We start from the raw sequence: 18067 nt of genomic DNA on the forward strand, positions 1-18067 counted from the left end.
CATCTTCCTGTCAAATTTTTAAGAATTATAAGCGTCTTCCAGGTCCTTGATTACAATTTTCTGCATTTTCATCATTGCCTGAACTACTTTCTGTGATTTTTCCTGATCAGGATCACTCATTAGCTGAATTAATCTTTTCGGAACAATCTGCCAGCTGAATCCGAACTTGTCTTTCAGCCATCCGCACATACTTTCCCTGCCGCCGTCGGAAGTTAATGTATTCCAGTAATGATCTGTCTGCTGCTGGTCATCTGTCATCACTACCATTGAAATTCCTTCGTTAAAATCAAATTGATGATCATAAGAATTATCCATGCAGAAAAAGCTGTACCTGTCAATTTCAAAATGAGCATGCTGTACATTTTCAGCCGGTTCTGTGATAGAATGTCCTTCGCTGCCATCGCCGTAACGCAGGATATTTCCAATTTTGGAATTCGGAAATGTACTGGTGTACAGCTTCATTGCTTCCATTGCTTTGCCATTGTTTTCATGGATGAACATTAAGGTAGGAACCATTTTCTGATCATTTGCTTTTTCACCCAAGAAAATCTGCCACGTCACTCCGAATTTATCCTGAACCCAACCATATTTTTTGCTCCATGAATAAGAATCCAGCGCCATCAAAACGATTCCGCCTTCTGTAAGCTGATCCCAATACTTCTGAACCTCATCTTCCGTTTGACAGATCACCATAAACGAAACAGAAGCATTTTTCTTAAAATGCGGGCCGCCGTTTAATAGCATTAATTTTTGGCCAAAAAGCTCAATATTCATTACCACAGGCGTGTCTGCCGTGATTTTTCCGTCAAATAACTTACAGTAAAATTCTGCAGATTCTTTGGCTTCTCCGTCGTACCAGAGGCATGGGAAAATATCGTTATTCATTTATTTTAATTTAAGTGTAAACATTTGTTTAATTATTTTTAAAAGAAGCCTGGTTTTCCTCCATATACTTCTTCAGCTTTTCCATTGCATTTCTTCCGAAACCATGCAGCTGCATAATTTCATGCTCAGAATAATCCGAAAGCTTTTCCAAAGAATCTATTTTCTCTTTTTCCAAAGCTCTTCTTGCGGGCATCGCAATAATACCCTTTAAAAAATCTCCTTTGACTACAACATGATTAACAGCGCAAATGGAGCTTAAACACTTTGCCATTATTACTAAATTTATCATGATTTGAAAAAGATTATTGTTAATGTTTTTCTACGTATTTATGAAAATTATCAAGGATAGCGTACCATCCGTCTCTCTGCATTTCCACAGAGTTTTGAGTTTCGGGGTCAAAAGTCTGGGTCACTTTTGTAGTGTTTTCATCTATTTTATCAAACTTTACCTCAACTTTTCTTCCATCTGCGATGTGGTATTTTATTCTTTCATTTGGAATTACTTCATCATAAAATCCTTCAAAATCAAATCCAAAGCTTCCGTCTTTAGCCTCCATTCTGGTTTTAAACTTTCCTCCGGTTCGTAAATCATTTTCTGCAGACGGGCATTGCCATGATTCATGGGCAAAATTCCATTTTGTAATATGCTTCGGCTCGTTGAAATAATCCCAAACCTTTTGTACAGGAGCTAAAATTGTAATATCAATTGTAATGGGTTCCATAATAGTGTATTTTTTTGAAATAAAGGGTAACTAAAATATAGCTACCCTTCTATAATTTAGTTTAAATATAAGATTATTTTGTGTATTCTTCGTTATAGTTCACCATCCAATGAACTCCGAACTTGTCCTGAAAGCTCCCGAAATAGTCGCCCCAGAACTGGTCTTCAATCGGCATCTCAATGTTTCCGCCTTCAGAAAGTCCTTTAAAAAGCCTGTCGGCCTCCTCCTTGGAATCAGGGAAAATGGAAACGTAATTATTGTTTCCTACATTCAGGGTCTGCCCGAAGCTGGGAACAATGTCTGATGCCATCAACAGGTCACCCCCGATTGGAAGAGCAATATGCATCACCCTGTTTTTTTCTTCGTCAGAAAGGTTTTCCGTTCCCGGAGCATTACCCATTTTGTGAATTTCACCCGCGAATTCACCACCGAAAACGGATTTGTAAAAATTAAAAGCTTCTTCTGCTTTTCCATCAAAATTTAGGTACGGATTTAATTTTGCCATGTTTCTATTTTTTATTGTTAATAATTAAACACAAATAGCTCTAATTTTTCACGAATAACACTAATAATATTGTGTAATTTGTGTGAATATTTGTGTGATTAGTGTTTCATTTAACGCAAAGAGCGCAAAGATTTCTTTAAAATGTTTGAGAATATTTTCCGTTCGCAAAGGCGTTCTACTCAGCAAAGGCTGAAAGTATAGCCGTTGGGATTATCATTCTGACAAAGGAAGAATCTCAATTTAATTTTAAAATAATTAATTGTTTAAAAACTTCTCGACTTCACTTGTTGTCAGATCAATTAGTTTTTTGTTGACATTTCCTTCAAAATCAGCCATCATATAAGAGCCGTGTGTTGCAGGGAGAATCATCAATTGTGAGCCTTCCACCAGGCGCCACATTTCAACAACATGTTCAGGTTTCATTACATCTTTATCCCCTGAAATGAATAGTGTCGGACATTTTATTCCTTTTAAAACATCTTCGCTCCAGTCTTCAAAAGTCTGCATCCTTTTGCTGTCTTTATCGAACATGTTTTCCAGTTTCGAAAAGTCAGGATTTAGGTTTAAAAAATTAACTTTAAGCGGTTCTGGCATGGATTCCAAAGTTGCCTGCATCATTCCTTCGAAGAAACCGTCCATCATTCCGCTTCTTTTGTAAAATGCAGATGCTACAATGAGTTTTTCAACCAATTCGGGATAATGATGAGCGATCTGCATCACTGTATTTCCTCCGTTGCTGAAACCCAAAAATGAGGCTTTTGCGATATTGATCTCCTTTAAAAGTGCCGCAACATCCTTTGCATCCTGCTCGAAAGTTTCCGGAATATCACGATGCTCAGTCAATCCGTGATTTTGAAGGTCAATTCCGATTAACTGGAATTTATTTTCCAACCGTGAAATCACTTCCTTAAAATCAAACAACATGGAAGAACCGCCTCCGTGAACCAGCACCAAAGGTTTTCCGGAACCATAGATTTCATAATACATTTTGATTCCGTTGACTTGCTTATAGCCTTTTTCTACCGGATTCATCTTAATATTTTAAATCTTTATCAAAATCATATTTCATTCCTTCATATCCAAGAATTCTGCGCATTAATCCGATCTGCCCGCACAAATAATCTTCGCGGCCGATGCACATTCCTACGAAATTCAGGACTGTTTCCGGGAAAAAATCAATGTTCATCCCCATTGGAAATGCTTTTTCCAGCTCTTCATCCGATATTTCCAGCAGCTTTTGATAAACAAGCGGCGAAATTTTATGAAAATCTTCCTTTAACTCCTGTAATGTAGGATATGTCAGGCTTTCATCCAATGCTTTACCCTGAAAGAAAAAATCTTTGTACTTAAATTCTTCTGTAAGGCCGAGAACAAATCCCATCGCGTAGCGCATGTCCAAAAAATTCCCAACCATCCAGATAATGTGGTTGGTTCTGCCCTCAATCCTTTTCAGGGCATCTTCTTCAGAAATTCCGTTAAGAACCATCAGAAAGTTTTGGCTGTGACCTCGAAACGCAGGAATTATAATGTCTAATTTTTTTGATTTTGGTGTGTCCATTTTGTTTTATTTTGATTTATTTTAACGCAAAGTTCGCAAGGATTTTATTTAAAATTTTACTGCATATTTTTTTGTTCGCAAAGGCGTTTCACTCAGCAAAGATCCTTGTGCCTATTTGTGAAATTTATGTTTAAATTATTTGATTGCACCCTGTTTTCCAAGAATTCTTCTGAGATAGCCTAACTGCCCGCTATGGTAAATTTCATGGATGGTATTAGACTTTCTCTCTCGCATATTTTGGAGATTGTGCAGATGATTGTGTTATGTAAAAAATATTTAAAAATTTATATCTAACTATTCAGTAGGCATCTTAGAAAGGTCGGTAAAAGTTACATTCCATCCATGACCGTTGATATCCCAAAAAGAATTGTGGTACATATATCCGTAGTCCTGCGGCTCTTCGTGCTGAGTAGCGCCGTTTGCCACTGCAGCATTCACAATTTTATCCACTTCTTCACGGCTGTCTAATCCAATAGCCACCAAAACCTGGGTAGTATCTCCTTTCGGAACGGGTCTTTCGGATAAAGTCTGGAAAAATTCTTCTGTTATAAACATGACAAAAATATTGTCATTCATTTTAATACAAACAGCTTTTTCATCTGTAATCTGCTCATTGACAGAAAAACCGATGCTGGTCCAGAATTCTTTTGTTTTTGGGATATCTTTTACCGGAAGGTTTACGTAGATCTGATTGATTTTCATTTTGATTTTTTTATGTTAGCTTAATTTGAATATAAAATTAACCCGGAAACTGAGAAGGATCTGCAAACATTACTTCCCACTGATGGCCGTTCAGGTCTGCAAAAGCACTTTGATACATCCAGCCATGATCTTGCGGTTCGCTGTATTTAGATCCTCCGTTTTCGATAGCGGTTTTTATCATAGCGTCCAGCTCTTCGCGGCTGTTTACACCGATTGCAAGAAGGGTCTGCGTAGTTTCTCCTTTTGCCACAGGTCTGTCTGTAAAGGTTTTAAAAAAGTCTTCCCTTAAAAACATTGCATAGATATGATCTGTTTTCAAAACTACACAAATTGCTTTTTCATCAGAAAACTGTTCGTCGATAGAAAAGCCGAGCGTCGTCCAGAATTCTCTTGTTTTCTGAACATCTTTTACAGGAAGGTTGACATAAATTTGATTGATTTCCATTTTTGTAATTTTTTTAATGTTAAACTTTTAACCAAAATTACCAAGTCATTATGAAAATCAACTTGCCATAAGGCAAGATTTAAATTTTCTTTGGATGAGAGACCAGTTCTTTGCGGATTCTGCTTAAAGAAGTGTCTGTAACCCCCAGATAGGAAGCTATTTGCTTTAAAGGTGCAAATTGGATCACATGAGGTTTCTGCTCCAGTAGATTAAGATAACGTTTGGTAGCAGAAAGGGTAAACATCTCCACAGAACGCTGTTTATAAACAAAAAGCTGATGCGACATCCATGCCCTTCCCCATTCTCTGAGGTTCGGAATTTTGTGGAATAATTCTTGGAAAGTTTCAAAATCAAACTTCCAGCATTCGCAATCTGTGATACAGACGATATTTTCCTGAGTGGGTATTCTTTGAAATATGGAAGAAACTTCGATGATGATTTCATTTTTTACAAAAAAATGTGTGGTCACCTCATTTCCGTTAAAGTCATTTACAAATGAGCGAGCCAGTCCTTTTTCCAGAATATAGTATTCATTGGCCGTTTTTCCTTCTTCAAGGATAAAATCACCTTTCTGAAAAATCACTTTTTCATGAGCCTGAAATATTTCTTCAAGCTCTTCAGGTAGGAAAAATGGGAAATCATAGCAGATTTCAAGGGCTTCGTTCCTCATCAAGTCAATGTTTTTTTAAGGTCTTAAAAATAGAATTTTTATTGGAAATGATGAAGGAAATAGCAAATAAAATGATTATTTATAATAACAGATAACCCTTTGCATACTAAACAGTCTTCTGAAGCTTTTGCGGTAAATTAAAACAAAGAAAGCTGAATCGGTTTTGGATTGGAAGGTTTCTGGGCATCTCCGAAAACAGTTTTCCCTCCAAAACGCCAGGAATTCTGCCGTTCTTCTTCAATCACCTCCTGAATATCGAAATTGGGTGTGAAATCTTTTTCTGTAGATTCAATAATCTGATGAAGCTTATTTAATGTTTTTAATTTGTCTGAATTTCCAAGCTTTGATTTTTCAATTCCCGTTTTTAGAATATTAATGCTTTCGTCATAAACTTTGGTAGGAACCGGAAACGGATGACCGTCTTTACCTCCATGTGCAAAGGAAAATCTCGCCGGATCTTTAAATCTCGAAGGCGCACCATGAATCACTTCACTCACTAAAGCCAGCGACTGCATCGTTCTTGGACCAACACCTTCTAACATTAATAAATCTTCGAAATTTTGAGGCTGCTGCTCTCTCGTAACATATAAAAGCGCTCCTAAACGTCTCAAATCTACATCGGATGCCTGAACATCGTGATGATTAGGCAGGATTAATCGTGAAAAATCACTCATGATCTCCGCAGAATCGGTATGGGAAATATCCAGAATTCCTTTTCTGTTTTCTGAAGCTTCGGAATCTGTTAAGTTTAAGATTTTACCTCTTGAAATACCGTTAATTCCCGTGTGAGGTTCTTCAATAAAGGATTTTATGTTTTCCGAATGCCAGTGATAACGCCTTGCCGTGCCATCAGATTCGTGCATTCCCTGCTGAACTACACTCCAGTTTCCGTTGTCTGATAAAATGAAATTATGCAGATACAGCTGATAACCATCCTGAATAGCCGTGTTATCAACTTTTGCAGATAATTTGCTGGCTTTTACCAGTTCATTCCCGTCTAATCCGGTTTTATCGGCAATTTGAATCAGTTCTGAAGGAGTATCCCTGGAAAATTTGCCTTTTCCTCCGCAAATATACAGCCCGAGAGACTGGGAATTGGGATTAATTGAACGTTTCAAAGCTCCCATTACAGAAGTTGTAATTCCGGAAGAATGCCAGTCCATCCCCATCACCGCCCCAAAACTCTGAAACCAGAACGGATCAGCCAGCCTTCGCAGCACTTCATCCTTTCCATAATCCATTAAGATGACCTCAATAATTGAAAGCCCGAGGATAGACATACGCTCGTACAGCCATGGCGGTACTTTGCCATAGTGAAGAGGTAAATCTGCTGTTCCGGAACGTTTCATTATGTAAAGGTAGGAGTATTGTTTTTAATTTTTAGTGATTTGGGTCAGTGTTTTTAAAGCACTGTTGAAATGATTGTATTTCATAAATTTCACCAAACTTATAGGATGCTTCGACAGGCTCAGCATGACAGCGCTACAAATTGATTACTATAAAACAGTTAGTATTAGAGGTGTCATGCTGAGCCTGTCGAAGCATTTTACAGATTCAATAAAATATTAAAACAAATCTTTGCTTTCTTTTATCCCGCTGCCAAAAAAAGCCCTGTAAATAAAACTTACAAGGCTTTCATTGAATTTTATTTTTATTATTTTAAAGCTGCCAAAGCTGCATCATAATTAGGTTCGTCAGCAATCTCCGAAACCTGTTCCGTATAAATCACCTTGTTATCTGCATCGGTAACGATTACAGCTCGGCTCAGCAAACCTTTCATTGGAGAATCCGCGATAGTAAGCTCATTATCATCCCCGAAAGTTCCTCTGAAATCTGATAAAGTTTCAACATTATTTAGACCTTCAGCGGCACAGAATCTTCCCAATGCAAAAGGCAAATCTTTAGAAACATTGATTACCACTGTATTTTCAAGAGCAGAAGCTTCTTCATTGAATTTTCTTGCAGAAGATGCACAAGTCGGTGTATCAATGCTTGGGAAAATATTGAATACTTTTTTCTTACCTTCAAAATTCTGAAGTGTTTTCACGTTCAACCCTGAATCTACCAGAGCAAAATCTCTGATGGTAGTTCCTACAGATGGTAATACTCCTATTGTATGTACTTCGTTTCCTTTTAATGTAATTTTAGTTGACATAATTCTTTTTTTAACGTTTTTCAAATTTAATCAAAAATACAGGCTTTTTCTTTCGGATAAAGGTTAAATAATTCTTAAAGTGGAAAATCTTATTTGGGATTGATCTAAAAAAATTAATTTTTAACTAAATTTGTGAGTCTTAAAAAATCAAATAATAAATAACACTATAATGTCAGACAAATCAAAAATCTACTACACCCTTACGGACGAAGCTCCAATGCTGGCTACACACTCGTTTTTACCGATTGTAAAGGCTTTCACAAAATCAGCAAATATTGAGATCGCAGTTCCGGATATTTCTTTGGCAGGAAGGATTTTAGCAAACTTCCCGGAATTTTTGAAGGATGATCAGAAAATCGGTGATGCATTGGCTGAATTGGGCCAGCTGGCTACTCAACCGGACGCAAATATTATCAAATTACCCAATATTTCGGCTTCAGCACCTCAGCTGGACGAGGCTATCGCTGAATTACAATCTAAAGGTTTTGCAGTTCCAAATTATCCTGCAGAACCGAAAAATGATGAGGAAAAAGCAATCAAAGCTAAATATGCTAAGGTTTTAGGAAGCGCCGTAAACCCGGTGTTAAGAGAAGGAAATTCTGACAGACGTGCTCCGAAAGCTGTTAAAAACTACGCAAAAGCAAACCCGCACAGAATGGGTGACTGGGCGTCTGACAGCAAAACGGACGTGGCTCACATGGATAACGGAGATTTCTACGGTACTGAAACTTCAATGACTGTGGAAAATGCTACGAAATTCAAAATCGTATTCAAAGGAAATGACGGTTCCGAAACTCAATTAAAAGATTTCGCAAGCCTTCAGGTCGGAGAAGTGATCGATTCTTCTGTAATGAATTTAAAGGCTCTGAAAGCTTTCGTTCAGCAGGCAATTGATGAAGCTAAAAACAGAAACGTACTTCTTTCTGCTCACTTAAAGGCTACGATGATGAAAATCTCTGATCCTATTATTTTCGGAGCTATCGTAGAAACTTTCTTTAAAGATGTTTTCACAAAATATGCTGAAACTTTCAAGTCTTTAGATATTAATCCAAATAACGGTCTTGCAGATCTTTTCGAAAAAATCAAAGGAAATGCTCAGGAAGCTGAAATCAAGGCTGATATTGAAGATGCTTTGGCTAACGAGCCAAGAGTGGCCATGGTAAATTCTGACAAAGGAATTACGAATTTCCATGTTCCTTCTGACATCATCGTGGATGCTTCTATGGCTGCTTTGGTAAGAGGCGGCGGTAAAATGTGGAATAAAGACGGAAAAGAAGAAGATACGGTTTGTATTATTCCGGACCGTTCTTACGCAGGTTTTTATCAGTCTGTAATTGATGATATGAAAGCGCACGGAAAATTAGATCCTACAACAATGGGTTCTGTTCCGAACGTAGGTTTAATGGCTCAAAAAGCTGAGGAATACGGTTCTCACGATAAAACTTTCCAGGCAACTGCTGAAGGAACAATTGAAGTTCAGGACGAAAACGGAAATGTTCTTCTTTCTCAGAAAGTAGAAAAAGGGGACATTTTCAGAATGTGCCAGACGAAAGATGCTCCGATTCAGGACTGGGTAAAATTAGCGGTAAACAGATCAAGATTGTCTGATACGCCTGCTATTTTCTGGTTAGACAAAGGAAGAGCTCATGACAGAGAAATCATCAAAAAAGTAGAAAAATACCTTGCTGATCATGATACAAACGGGCTTGATATTAAGATTCTTGATGTAAAAGATGCTATGACAGAAACGCTGAAAAGAGCAAGAGAAGGAAAAGATACCATTTCTGTTTCTGGAAACGTGTTGAGAGATTATCTGACAGATCTTTTCCCAATCCTTGAGCTTGGAACTTCTGCGAAAATGCTGTCTATTGTTCCATTAATGAACGGTGGTGGCTTATTTGAAACAGGTGCGGGTGGTTCTGCTCCGAAGCACGTGGAACAATTCGTGGAAGAAGGATATTTAAGATGGGATTCTTTAGGTGAATTCTTAGCTCTGCAGGCTTCTTTGGAGCATTTAGCACAAACTCAAAACAATACAAAATCTCAGGTTTTAGCTGATGCATTAGATGAAGCGAATGCTAAATTCTTAGCTACCGATAAATCTCCTGCAAGAAAAGTGGGACAAATTGATAACAGAGGTTCTCACTTCTATTTAGCAATGTACTGGGCAGAAGCGTTGGCTAACCAAACTGTTGATGCAGAATTAGCAGCTCAGTTTGCTCCGGTTGCGGAAGCAATGCATGAAAACGAAGAAGTTATCAACGTTGAATTAATCGGTGCTCAGGGTAAGCCTCAGCAGATCGACGGTTATTACAAGCCGGATACTTACAGAACGTATGCAGCCATGAGACCAAGCACAGTTTTAAATGAAATCATTGACGGAATTTAATTTCCAATTTGATATAACATCAAAAGCTCCTTATTTAAGGGGCTTTTTTTGTTTAACACAAATTGCACTAATTTTTGCAAATAGCACAAAAAATACATCCCTTTTGTCATTTCGGAGGAATCTAAGTAGTAGTAATAATTTTTTATGTTTTGGCTAAAGCCAATTTTGATTTTATTTAATTGAAAACGGGCTAAAGCCCGTTCCTATGATGTTACCCATTCCTATTGACATTAAAAATCGTGTCTTTTGTGAAAAAAATTAGTGCAATTAGCGTTTAATTTCCCTCCACAATCACCCTCCTGTGCTCCCTGCCCCAGTTAATCATTTCGGCAATAATCTTTCCAAAGGTCCGGCAATATTCTGTTGGTTCATATTCAATCAGGACAGGAGTTTCAGGATAAACTGTTCTTTTCACCAATTTATTCATTTCCATCTCTTTCAGTTCTTTTGAAAGCATTCTTGTGGTAATACCCGGAATACTTCTTTCAATTTCCCGGAAACGCCTGTTGCCGTTACAGATAGCATTAATAACGGGAATTCTCCACTTTCCGCCAATGAAATAAAGGGTGTCCTGTAATGCTCTTAATTCTTCGGTTTGATCTCTTTCCATGTCTGCAAATTTACTTGATATAATTGATGATACTGATATACTCTGTGATACTGATTACAAAAGTATATCAATTTGAAATAACTTTGTCAAAAATTTTAAAGAATGAATACATTTACAAACAAACTTGCCATTGTAACCGGCGGAAACAGCGGAATAGGATATGCTGCCGCAAAAGAATTTATCGAAAAAGGTGCAAAAGTAATTATCACAGGGAGAAGAAAAGAAGCTGTAGAAAAGGCAGCGCAAGAATTGGGAGCCATTCCTTTCGTAGCAGATCAGGGCAAACTGGAAGATATTGAAACATTTAAAAAAGAGATTGATAATCAGTTCGGGAAAGTTGATATATTGTTTATTAATGCAGGAATTACAGGAACATTAGGTTCAATAGAAAACATGAGTTCAGATAATTTTGATCAGGTAATGGACATTAATTTCCGAGGGGCTTATTTCACATTAAGCAAATTCATTCCAATTTTGAATGATGGAGCTTCAGTGGTCTTTTTATCTTCAAATGTAGCAACAACTTATAAGCCAAACAGCTCTGTTTACCAGGCAAGTAAAGCTGCTTTAAATTCTATTGCAAAAACAGCTGCAGCAGAATTAGCACCAAGAAAAATCCGGGTAAATATGGTAAGTCCCGGCCCGACAAAAACCGAAATCATGACCAAAGCCGGACTGGATAAAAAAACTTTAGAAGGTCTTAATGACTGGATGATCAATGCCATCCCTTTAAAGAAAATGGGCACTGCAGAAGATGTTGCCAAAGCAGTAGCTTACTTATCTGATAATAATGCCGCAAGCTTTATGACCGGAACGGAAATAATTATTGACGGCGGGATGATTTTATAAGATGGAGGAAAGGATGATGGAAGCTTGAAGTTATACATACACAAAGCTTCTTTCTCCCATCTTCCTGCTTCATGTTCTCAAAATTCTATTTCACCTTCCGATTTGTCCGCTTCACCCTCTTTTTAATTTCAAACGCCTTTTCTGCGAGCTACTTTTGATCCATAAAATAAAACAATTATTATGGATACGAAAAAGAAAAGAAATCCTATTGCTATTATATTTCTGGCGGTTTTAGGTATCTTTGGAGGATTACAGCTCTTCAGCCAGCCTCTGGAAGGAAAGCCTGTTACAAAACAAATTGAGGCACCACGGGAAGTGATTTCTATTTTAGAAAATTCATGTTTTAACTGCCACTCCAATCAGCAGAACCTGAGTTGGTACGATAAAATTGCCCCGATCTCCTGGGCGGTAAATAAAGATGTGAAAAGAGCAAGAGAAGTTCTCAACTTTTCTGAGTATGATTATTCTCCAGGAGAACACAAAGGCAATATGTACGCTATTCTCAATATGATGCAAAGTGGAAAAATGCCCTTGCATGAATATACTTTACTTCTCCCGTCGGCAAAAATAACCCAAAAAGATATTGATGTTATTAAAAAATATACGCTTTCATTATCTGGTGCTGCACCTGTAAAAAATGATGTAAAAAATATTCATCAAAATATAAATTTACCTGAAAATAACAATCTCTCAAAAATTCCCGTTTCAGCCAACGGAGTAAAGTACACCAATGATTTTAAAAACTGGAAAGTAATCAGCATGAGTACACTCTTTGATAATTCAATCCGGGTTATCTACGGAAATGACATTGCTGTAAAAGCCGTTGAAACAGAAAATTTCCATCCCTGGCCGGACGGCAGCATTGTGGTAAAATCCGTTTGGAAACAGGAAAAGCTGGCCAACGGAGAAATAAGACCGGGAGAGTTCGTAAATGCACAGTTTATGGTGAAAGATTCTAAAAAGTATACTGATACAGAAGGTTGGGGATTTGCAAAATTCTCAGGAAAAGACCTTCATCCCACAGGAAAAACAGCATCATTTGCTAAAGAATCATGCATCGCCTGCCACCGCCAGCTAGCTGAAAACACAGGATATCTGTTTGATGTTCCCATGAAAGTAAACACGGAAAGATTAATTAAAAACCTACAGAAATAATGAAAAAAATACTATTCATCATCATGTCAGTTTGTGCTTTGTTTACCGCGTGTAAAATAGACGAACCAGATAAAGGTATGAAACGGGTGGTCTTTGATCCCGGAAGTTTAAAATTTATATCAAATTCTTTGAATCCCGTAAAAGAAACCATGTCTTCAATGTATGGAAATCAGCAGGCAACGAAATCTTTAATTGGCGAAAATAGTCAATTAAAACCTGAATCTGAATTTAAATTAGTCACCTGGAAATACCATGAAAATCCACAGTATATTGGAGGAACCATTACCGGGGAACTGATCAGCGTTGAAACACTTCAATCAGATAAAAACGGAAAAATTTCTTATCAGCTTAATAGTTCAAATAAAGAAAACATTAAACCTGATAAAGAAGAAAGGATAAAATATTTCTTAAGCTACAAACCCGTAATAAGGCCTTAATGAAAAGTAAAATTTAACACTGAAAGTGTTGATCTGGAGTTGAGAAAATCGACTCCGGATTTTTGCTGAGTGAATGGCGAATTTTATTTCGCAAAAAATGCTCAACCTATAAAGCTCCAATGATCCACAAGCAAAGCGAATTCATTATTGACAATTCACAAAACTCTCAGTGAAAAATATTAACTTACCCCCCTTTAAAATCCGCAGTTCTCATGCAACAGCAAAAAATAAAAATTTCACAGGCCGTCATTTGGATCAGCTCTTTGTTTCTGGGCGCGTTATCTTCTGTTCCGCAGCTAGCTTCCCATGCTTTCAACTGGAAAGAAGCAGTTGTAAATTCAGCTATTACAGCAGCTTTTTCCATCATCATGTGGTATCTGAACATCTATATGCTGAACCGAAATGCAGGAAAAAAAAGGCAGCAGATTTCATATTCGAACCTTTTGATCGTTCTGGCTTTTGGAATGGTGATTATGTTCGGCCTGGCCTGGATTCAGCAGCTTATTTTATCGCACATTAATTTTGGCCCTACCATGCTGATGGTGGAGGTTCGCGGGATTTTGATCAATCTTGTCTGCTATATGTTCCTTACGCTGCTTCAGAACAATTATACGAGCCAGAAAGTACGTCTTGAACTGGAAAAAGTGAAAAGTGACAATTTGGGAGCTCAATATGAACTTTTAAAACAACAGATCAATCCGCACTTTTTGTTTAACAGCTTAAATACATTAAAATCAATGGCAGAAACAAATGATTCCGAAACCGTTGATTTCATTATGAAACTGTCTGATTTTTACCGTTTTACACTGGAAAGCAGAAAATTAGACTTAATTACTGTCCAGGAAGAAATGAAAATTATAGATTCATATATTTTTCTACAAAAAGCCCGTTTTGGTGAAGGAATTACACTTACAAATGAATTAACCGATCAGGTTTTAAAAACATTAATTCCGCCGTTTACATTACAATTATTAGTTGAGAACTGCATTAAACATAATATTGTTTCACAAAGCAAACCTTTGCATATAAAAATTTACAATTCCGAAAACAAAATCATCATTGAAAATCCTGTTCAGAAAAAAATGGTGACCGAAGAATCTCTGGGAGTAGGACTTGATAATGTAAAAATGCGCTACAAACACCTGCTGGAACAGGAAATAGAAATTAATTCAGACGAAAAAATATTCCAAATAAAACTACCACTCATCCATGAATATCATCATCATTGAAGACGAATTCAGGGCAGCAAAATCGCTCCAGAATCTGATTTTAGAATTAAAGCCGGAAGCTAAAATACTCGGCGTTTATGACAGCATTGAAATGACCGTTGAGGCTTTATCAAAGGACGTTAAACCAGATTTAATTTTCATGGACATTCACCTGTCAGACGGGCTTTCCTTTGAAATTTTCAAACAGGTGGAGATCACATGCCCTGTGGTTTTTTGCACTGCATTCGATCAATATATGCTGGATGCATTTAAAAGTAAAGGTGTAGATTATGTTCTAAAACCTTTCTCTCGCGAAGACATTGCAGAAGCCCTAAGTAAAGTGGATGAACTAAAAAAATTCTTCCGGAAAAATGAGCTACCAGACCTGGAAACCCTGTTGAAAAATATTAACCAGCCACAATCCGTTCACAAAACAAGCTTTCTAGTTTTTAAAAATCAAAAATATACAACGGTTCTCACAGAAAATATTGCTTATTTCTACATTCATAATGAAATCACCCATCTAGTAACCTTTGATAAAGAACAGTTTCAGCTGAGCCAGTCTCTGGGCCAGGTTGCCGAGCAGGTTTCGGAAAAACAATTTTTCAGAGTTAACCGGCAATACTTAATAAATTTCAAAGCAATTAAAGAAATGGAGCATTATTTTCAGCGCAAGATTTTGGTTAAATTAACTGTTGAAACCCCTGAAAAGCTCCTGATCAACAAAGAAAAATCCCACAGTTTCTTCACCTGGCTGGAAGACAGATAAAAAGTAAGAAGCCAGAGGATGGAAGCTGGAAGCTCCTGAATTCATCCAATCATTCTAATATAGAAGTTTTTACAGCAAGTTATATTCCTGATTGTTATGATCAGGATTTTTATTTGTTCGTGCTGATTGTGTTATGAAAAAATGCCATTCCTATCACAGACTTTTAGGTATTTCCAGCCTCTAACTTCCTTCTTCTCTTTACCCACACCCACAATTTCCAGGTTCACCATTCATTTTGTCCGGTTGAGCCTTTTTTGTATTCTTTTGCCTTAAAAATGTATCTATTTTTGAATCAAAATTAAAAGTTATGATACTAAAAAACTTAATAGGAACCGCCATTTTTGTAGCGCTATTATTCACAGTTTCAGCATTTGCATTCAATAATAAACCTGAAAAAAATCTTCAGAATAACACATCAGATAATAACGGTTTTGCCGTTTTGGAACTTTTTACCTCGGAAGGCTGTTCCAGCTGCCCTCCGGCGGATCAACTAATGGGAGAAATTGAAAAAAAATATCAGGACCAGCCGGTTTACATCCTTGCCTATCATGTGGATTACTGGAACAGCTTAGGCTGGAAAGACAAATTCAGCAGGCCGGAAAATTCCCTGCGTCAGCAACAATACAGCCGGATTCTGCAGTCACAGGTTTACACTCCGCAGCTGATCGTAAACGGTAAAGAAGAATTTGTAGGTTCCGACCGGAATGCCGTTGAGAATGCCATTCAAAATGCTTTACTTAATTATAAAGCCATTAAGGTTGATGTATCTGCAAAAATCAATGGGAAAGAAATTAATGTAAATTTCAAAACTGCTGAAAAAAATTCCCAACACCAACTATTAATTACCCTTGTTGAAAAAAAGTCTTCCACGTATGTCCAAAAGGGTGAAAACGAAGGTCGTCATTTGGTCCATTGGCAGATTGTTCACCAGCAAAATAAGATTTCATTAAAAAATTCTTCGGAAGGAACTACCGATTTTAAGCTTCCTGAAAACTTCGGCACGAATGATTGGGAAATTATCGGAATGATTCAAAATGAGAAAACAGGGGAAATTCTCGGTTCTGTAGAGGCTGGTTTTTAAGATTCAATTACCACTAAAAATTTCAAATTAAAAATTTTAACAACTTAAAACAATAAAAAATGGAAACAAAAACAACAAAAATCATCTATTGGTCAGGAGCAATTTTTATGTCATTATGGTTTGGAGCAAGCGGCTTCTTTGAACTCACAAAAAATCCTGTAGTTTGGGATATCACACGCCAACTTGGCTATCCACCCCATTTCATCTACATTTTAGGAGTTTTCAAACTATCCGGAATTACAGTTTTATTACTTCCAAATAAATTATTAAGATTAAAGGAATGGGTTTTTGCGGGAATGTTTTTCGATATTATTTTCGCATTCTTTTCTAAAATTGCAGTGCTTGGTTTTCCGGCTACCATTGATGCAATCATTGCATTTACAGTACTTTCGGTAACGTATTTTATGTTTAGAAAAATATACACGCCAAAGCTGGTTTTCGGAGAAATTTAATTTATTCTTTAATTAAAGTAAAAAATAAAGCTATTACATCTTATTGATAGTGCAACATTCAACTTTTCATGTATTCTTATGTAAATAAATCCTCCCGGAAACGAGAGGATTTATTGTTGAAAATTATGGTAGAAAAAATATAAATGAGATTAAGATTGAGATTGAGGCTGAGATCAAATTAGAATAATTTAAATCGTTAAATTTTAAATGATTAAATCCTTAAACAAACTTTATGCATGGGCTTTTCTTAATTTAATCATGCTTAAAACAAACAGTCCTAAAATTCCCAACACAAAATACCCTTCCGCAACCTGCAGCTGAATCGTAGGCTTAATCATGGCTACAATTCCATAGCTTATAGCGGAAGTAATGATGAATGCAACACCACCCGTAAGTCCGCCTGCAATTCCGGCTGAATTCGGGAATCTACCGATACAGTAAGAAAAATAATTATTAAAGATAAACCCAGCCGTTACATGAATCGCAAATGCAAAGGCTACCAGGCTGTAAATATTGCTTGTAAAATATGAAGCAATAAACATTAAAACGATTAAAAATATTTGGATAAAATTTGCATAACGGATTTTAGGCAAAAATGCTTTATTGATTAATGCTTTTCCTAAAAAACCACCTGCCATCCAGGCAAAACCAAGAATGAGCGAAACATAACCCGCAACTACTTCAGAATAGCCCATTTTATGTTCAATAATAAAAGATCCGCACAAATTAAAAAACATGATCATCGAATAACTCAGTCCGCACATTAACATTCCATAAAAGAAGTCTTTCGCCTTAAACATAGAATCATATTCTTTTAAAAGGAACTCTATATGAAAAGGATTTCTTTTCTTCAATGTTTCCCCTGAAAATATAAACTCTAACACCAGCAGCAACAAGCTATATCCCGCCAGGACATAAAAATTAGACTGCCATCCGAAATTTTTCTGTAAATATCCACCAATAAAAGGCGCAATGATAGGACCTACAGACCAGACAATCGTCATGATGCTCAGGTAATGCTTCCTTGCTTCACCTTCATAAACATCCACAAAAAAAGCACGTTTGGAGACCACCGCAAACCCGGATAAAACTCCCTGCAGAACCCGCATTGCATAGATCACAAAAATGTTCTGCGTGGTAGCCGTAATTAAAAAAGACACCACAAACAAAGCCAGGGAAGCCATTGAAACCCTGTATCTTCCGAAGGAATCCACAATGCTTCCGGCAAAAAACTGGGTGAGCCCATAGCTGATTAAAAATATAGATAAAGTAAGCTGAATACTGCTTTCCGGCTGATGAAGCTCCGTTGCCATACTCGGCATGGAAGGCAGGTAGATATCTGTTGCCAGACCCGACATAGGGATAACGGCAAATGCCAGAACAGTAGCTATAAATTGATTTTTTTCTTTAAGAGTTTTCATTACTGTCATTAAATATTTTAATGAAAATCCGGATTTATCTAAATCCAGTTGATA

Annotated in this window: 21 protein-coding genes; 8 read left to right on the forward strand and 13 right to left on the reverse strand. The window is 37.0% G+C overall.

Annotated elements, in window-relative coordinates:
• Window positions 1-18: 18 nt before the first annotated feature.
• The 11 genes from H560_RS0120670 to tpx form a co-directional block, all read right to left on the reverse strand.
• On the reverse strand, window positions 19-885 hold the full coding sequence (locus H560_RS0120670; protein ID WP_027381732.1) for a VOC family protein: 867 nt from the start codon (window positions 883-885) through the stop codon (window positions 19-21).
• A gap of 28 nt (window positions 886-913) precedes the next feature.
• Entirely contained in the window at window positions 914-1156 is a 243-nt protein-coding gene (locus H560_RS22175) for a helix-hairpin-helix domain-containing protein (protein WP_228372517.1), read from the reverse strand.
• A 37-nt stretch (window positions 1157-1193) separates the two neighbouring features.
• Window positions 1194-1607, reverse strand: a complete 414-nt coding sequence (locus tag H560_RS0120680; protein WP_027381733.1) for an SRPBCC family protein — start codon at window positions 1605-1607, stop codon at window positions 1194-1196.
• Between the two features lie 73 nt (window positions 1608-1680).
• On the reverse strand, window positions 1681-2112 hold the full coding sequence (locus H560_RS0120685) for a VOC family protein (RefSeq protein ID WP_027381734.1): 432 nt from the start codon (window positions 2110-2112) through the stop codon (window positions 1681-1683).
• A 255-nt stretch (window positions 2113-2367) separates the two neighbouring features.
• Window positions 2368-3144 carry an alpha/beta fold hydrolase gene (locus H560_RS0120690; protein WP_027381735.1) on the reverse strand — a complete coding sequence of 259 codons (777 nt, stop codon included), beginning with the start codon at window positions 3142-3144 and terminating at the stop codon, window positions 2368-2370.
• Window position 3145: 1 nt separating this feature from the next.
• Window positions 3146-3670, reverse strand: a complete 525-nt coding sequence (locus tag H560_RS0120695; RefSeq protein ID WP_027381736.1) for a DinB family protein — start codon at window positions 3668-3670, stop codon at window positions 3146-3148.
• A 294-nt stretch (window positions 3671-3964) separates the two neighbouring features.
• A complete protein-coding gene (locus tag H560_RS0120700; RefSeq protein WP_027381737.1) occupies window positions 3965-4372 on the reverse strand; it encodes a VOC family protein in 408 nt (135 codons plus the stop codon).
• Between the two features lie 37 nt (window positions 4373-4409).
• On the reverse strand, window positions 4410-4817 hold the full coding sequence (locus H560_RS0120705) for a VOC family protein (RefSeq protein ID WP_027381738.1): 408 nt from the start codon (window positions 4815-4817) through the stop codon (window positions 4410-4412).
• Between the two features lie 79 nt (window positions 4818-4896).
• A complete protein-coding gene (locus H560_RS0120710; RefSeq protein ID WP_051289416.1) occupies window positions 4897-5487 on the reverse strand; it encodes a Crp/Fnr family transcriptional regulator in 591 nt (196 codons plus the stop codon).
• Between the two features lie 137 nt (window positions 5488-5624).
• Entirely contained in the window at window positions 5625-6836 is a 1212-nt protein-coding gene (locus tag H560_RS0120715) for a DUF763 domain-containing protein (protein WP_027381740.1), read from the reverse strand.
• 305 nt (window positions 6837-7141) lie between these two features.
• On the reverse strand, window positions 7142-7642 hold the full coding sequence (gene tpx / locus H560_RS0120720; protein ID WP_027381741.1) for a thiol peroxidase: 501 nt from the start codon (window positions 7640-7642) through the stop codon (window positions 7142-7144).
• A gap of 169 nt (window positions 7643-7811) precedes the next feature.
• On the opposite strand from tpx, the gene H560_RS0120725 reads away from it, so the two are divergent.
• A complete protein-coding gene (locus H560_RS0120725; RefSeq protein ID WP_027381742.1) occupies window positions 7812-10031 on the forward strand; it encodes an NADP-dependent isocitrate dehydrogenase in 2220 nt (739 codons plus the stop codon).
• 274 nt (window positions 10032-10305) lie between these two features.
• Here H560_RS0120725 and H560_RS0120730 read toward each other — a convergent pair whose 3' ends face one another.
• Window positions 10306-10641 carry a winged helix-turn-helix transcriptional regulator gene (locus H560_RS0120730; RefSeq protein ID WP_027381743.1) on the reverse strand — a complete coding sequence of 112 codons (336 nt, stop codon included), beginning with the start codon at window positions 10639-10641 and terminating at the stop codon, window positions 10306-10308.
• Window positions 10642-10743: 102 nt separating this feature from the next.
• Between H560_RS0120730 and H560_RS0120735 the strand changes: the two genes are divergently transcribed.
• The 7 genes from H560_RS0120735 (at window position 10744) to H560_RS0120765 (ending at window position 16592) form a co-directional block, all read left to right on the forward strand.
• The gene (locus tag H560_RS0120735; RefSeq protein WP_027381744.1) at window positions 10744-11490 is read left to right on the forward strand and encodes an SDR family oxidoreductase; all 747 of its coding nucleotides are present in this window, start codon (window positions 10744-10746) and stop codon (window positions 11488-11490) included.
• A 180-nt stretch (window positions 11491-11670) separates the two neighbouring features.
• Window positions 11671-12645 carry a heme-binding domain-containing protein gene (locus H560_RS0120740; protein ID WP_027381745.1) on the forward strand — a complete coding sequence of 325 codons (975 nt, stop codon included), beginning with the start codon at window positions 11671-11673 and terminating at the stop codon, window positions 12643-12645.
• Window positions 12645-13082, forward strand: coding sequence for a hypothetical protein (locus tag H560_RS0120745; RefSeq protein ID WP_027381746.1), 438 nt, complete (start codon window positions 12645-12647; stop codon window positions 13080-13082). Before H560_RS0120740 ends, H560_RS0120745 begins: the two co-directional genes overlap by 1 nt.
• A 212-nt stretch (window positions 13083-13294) precedes the next feature.
• On the forward strand, window positions 13295-14311 hold the full coding sequence (locus tag H560_RS0120750) for a sensor histidine kinase (RefSeq protein WP_027381747.1): 1017 nt from the start codon (window positions 13295-13297) through the stop codon (window positions 14309-14311).
• Window positions 14292-15059: a LytR/AlgR family response regulator transcription factor gene (locus tag H560_RS0120755; protein ID WP_027381748.1), complete on the forward strand. Its 768-nt coding sequence runs from the start codon at window positions 14292-14294 to the stop codon at window positions 15057-15059. Before H560_RS0120750 ends, H560_RS0120755 begins: the two co-directional genes overlap by 20 nt.
• A gap of 307 nt (window positions 15060-15366) precedes the next feature.
• Entirely contained in the window at window positions 15367-16140 is a 774-nt protein-coding gene (locus tag H560_RS0120760; protein ID WP_027381749.1) for a DUF1223 domain-containing protein, read from the forward strand.
• A gap of 59 nt (window positions 16141-16199) precedes the next feature.
• Complete coding sequence (locus H560_RS0120765; protein ID WP_027381750.1) at window positions 16200-16592, forward strand: DoxX family protein; 393 nt, start codon at window positions 16200-16202, stop codon at window positions 16590-16592.
• Between the two features lie 230 nt (window positions 16593-16822).
• Here the strand turns inward: H560_RS0120765 and H560_RS0120770 are convergent, their stop codons facing one another.
• Complete coding sequence (locus H560_RS0120770) at window positions 16823-18013, reverse strand: MFS transporter (protein WP_081414019.1); 1191 nt, start codon at window positions 18011-18013, stop codon at window positions 16823-16825.
• Between the last annotated feature and the right edge of the window lie 54 nt (window positions 18014-18067).

This window comes from Chryseobacterium daeguense DSM 19388, assembly GCF_000430825.1.
Lineage (GTDB): Bacteria > Bacteroidota > Bacteroidia > Flavobacteriales > Weeksellaceae > Chryseobacterium > Chryseobacterium daeguense.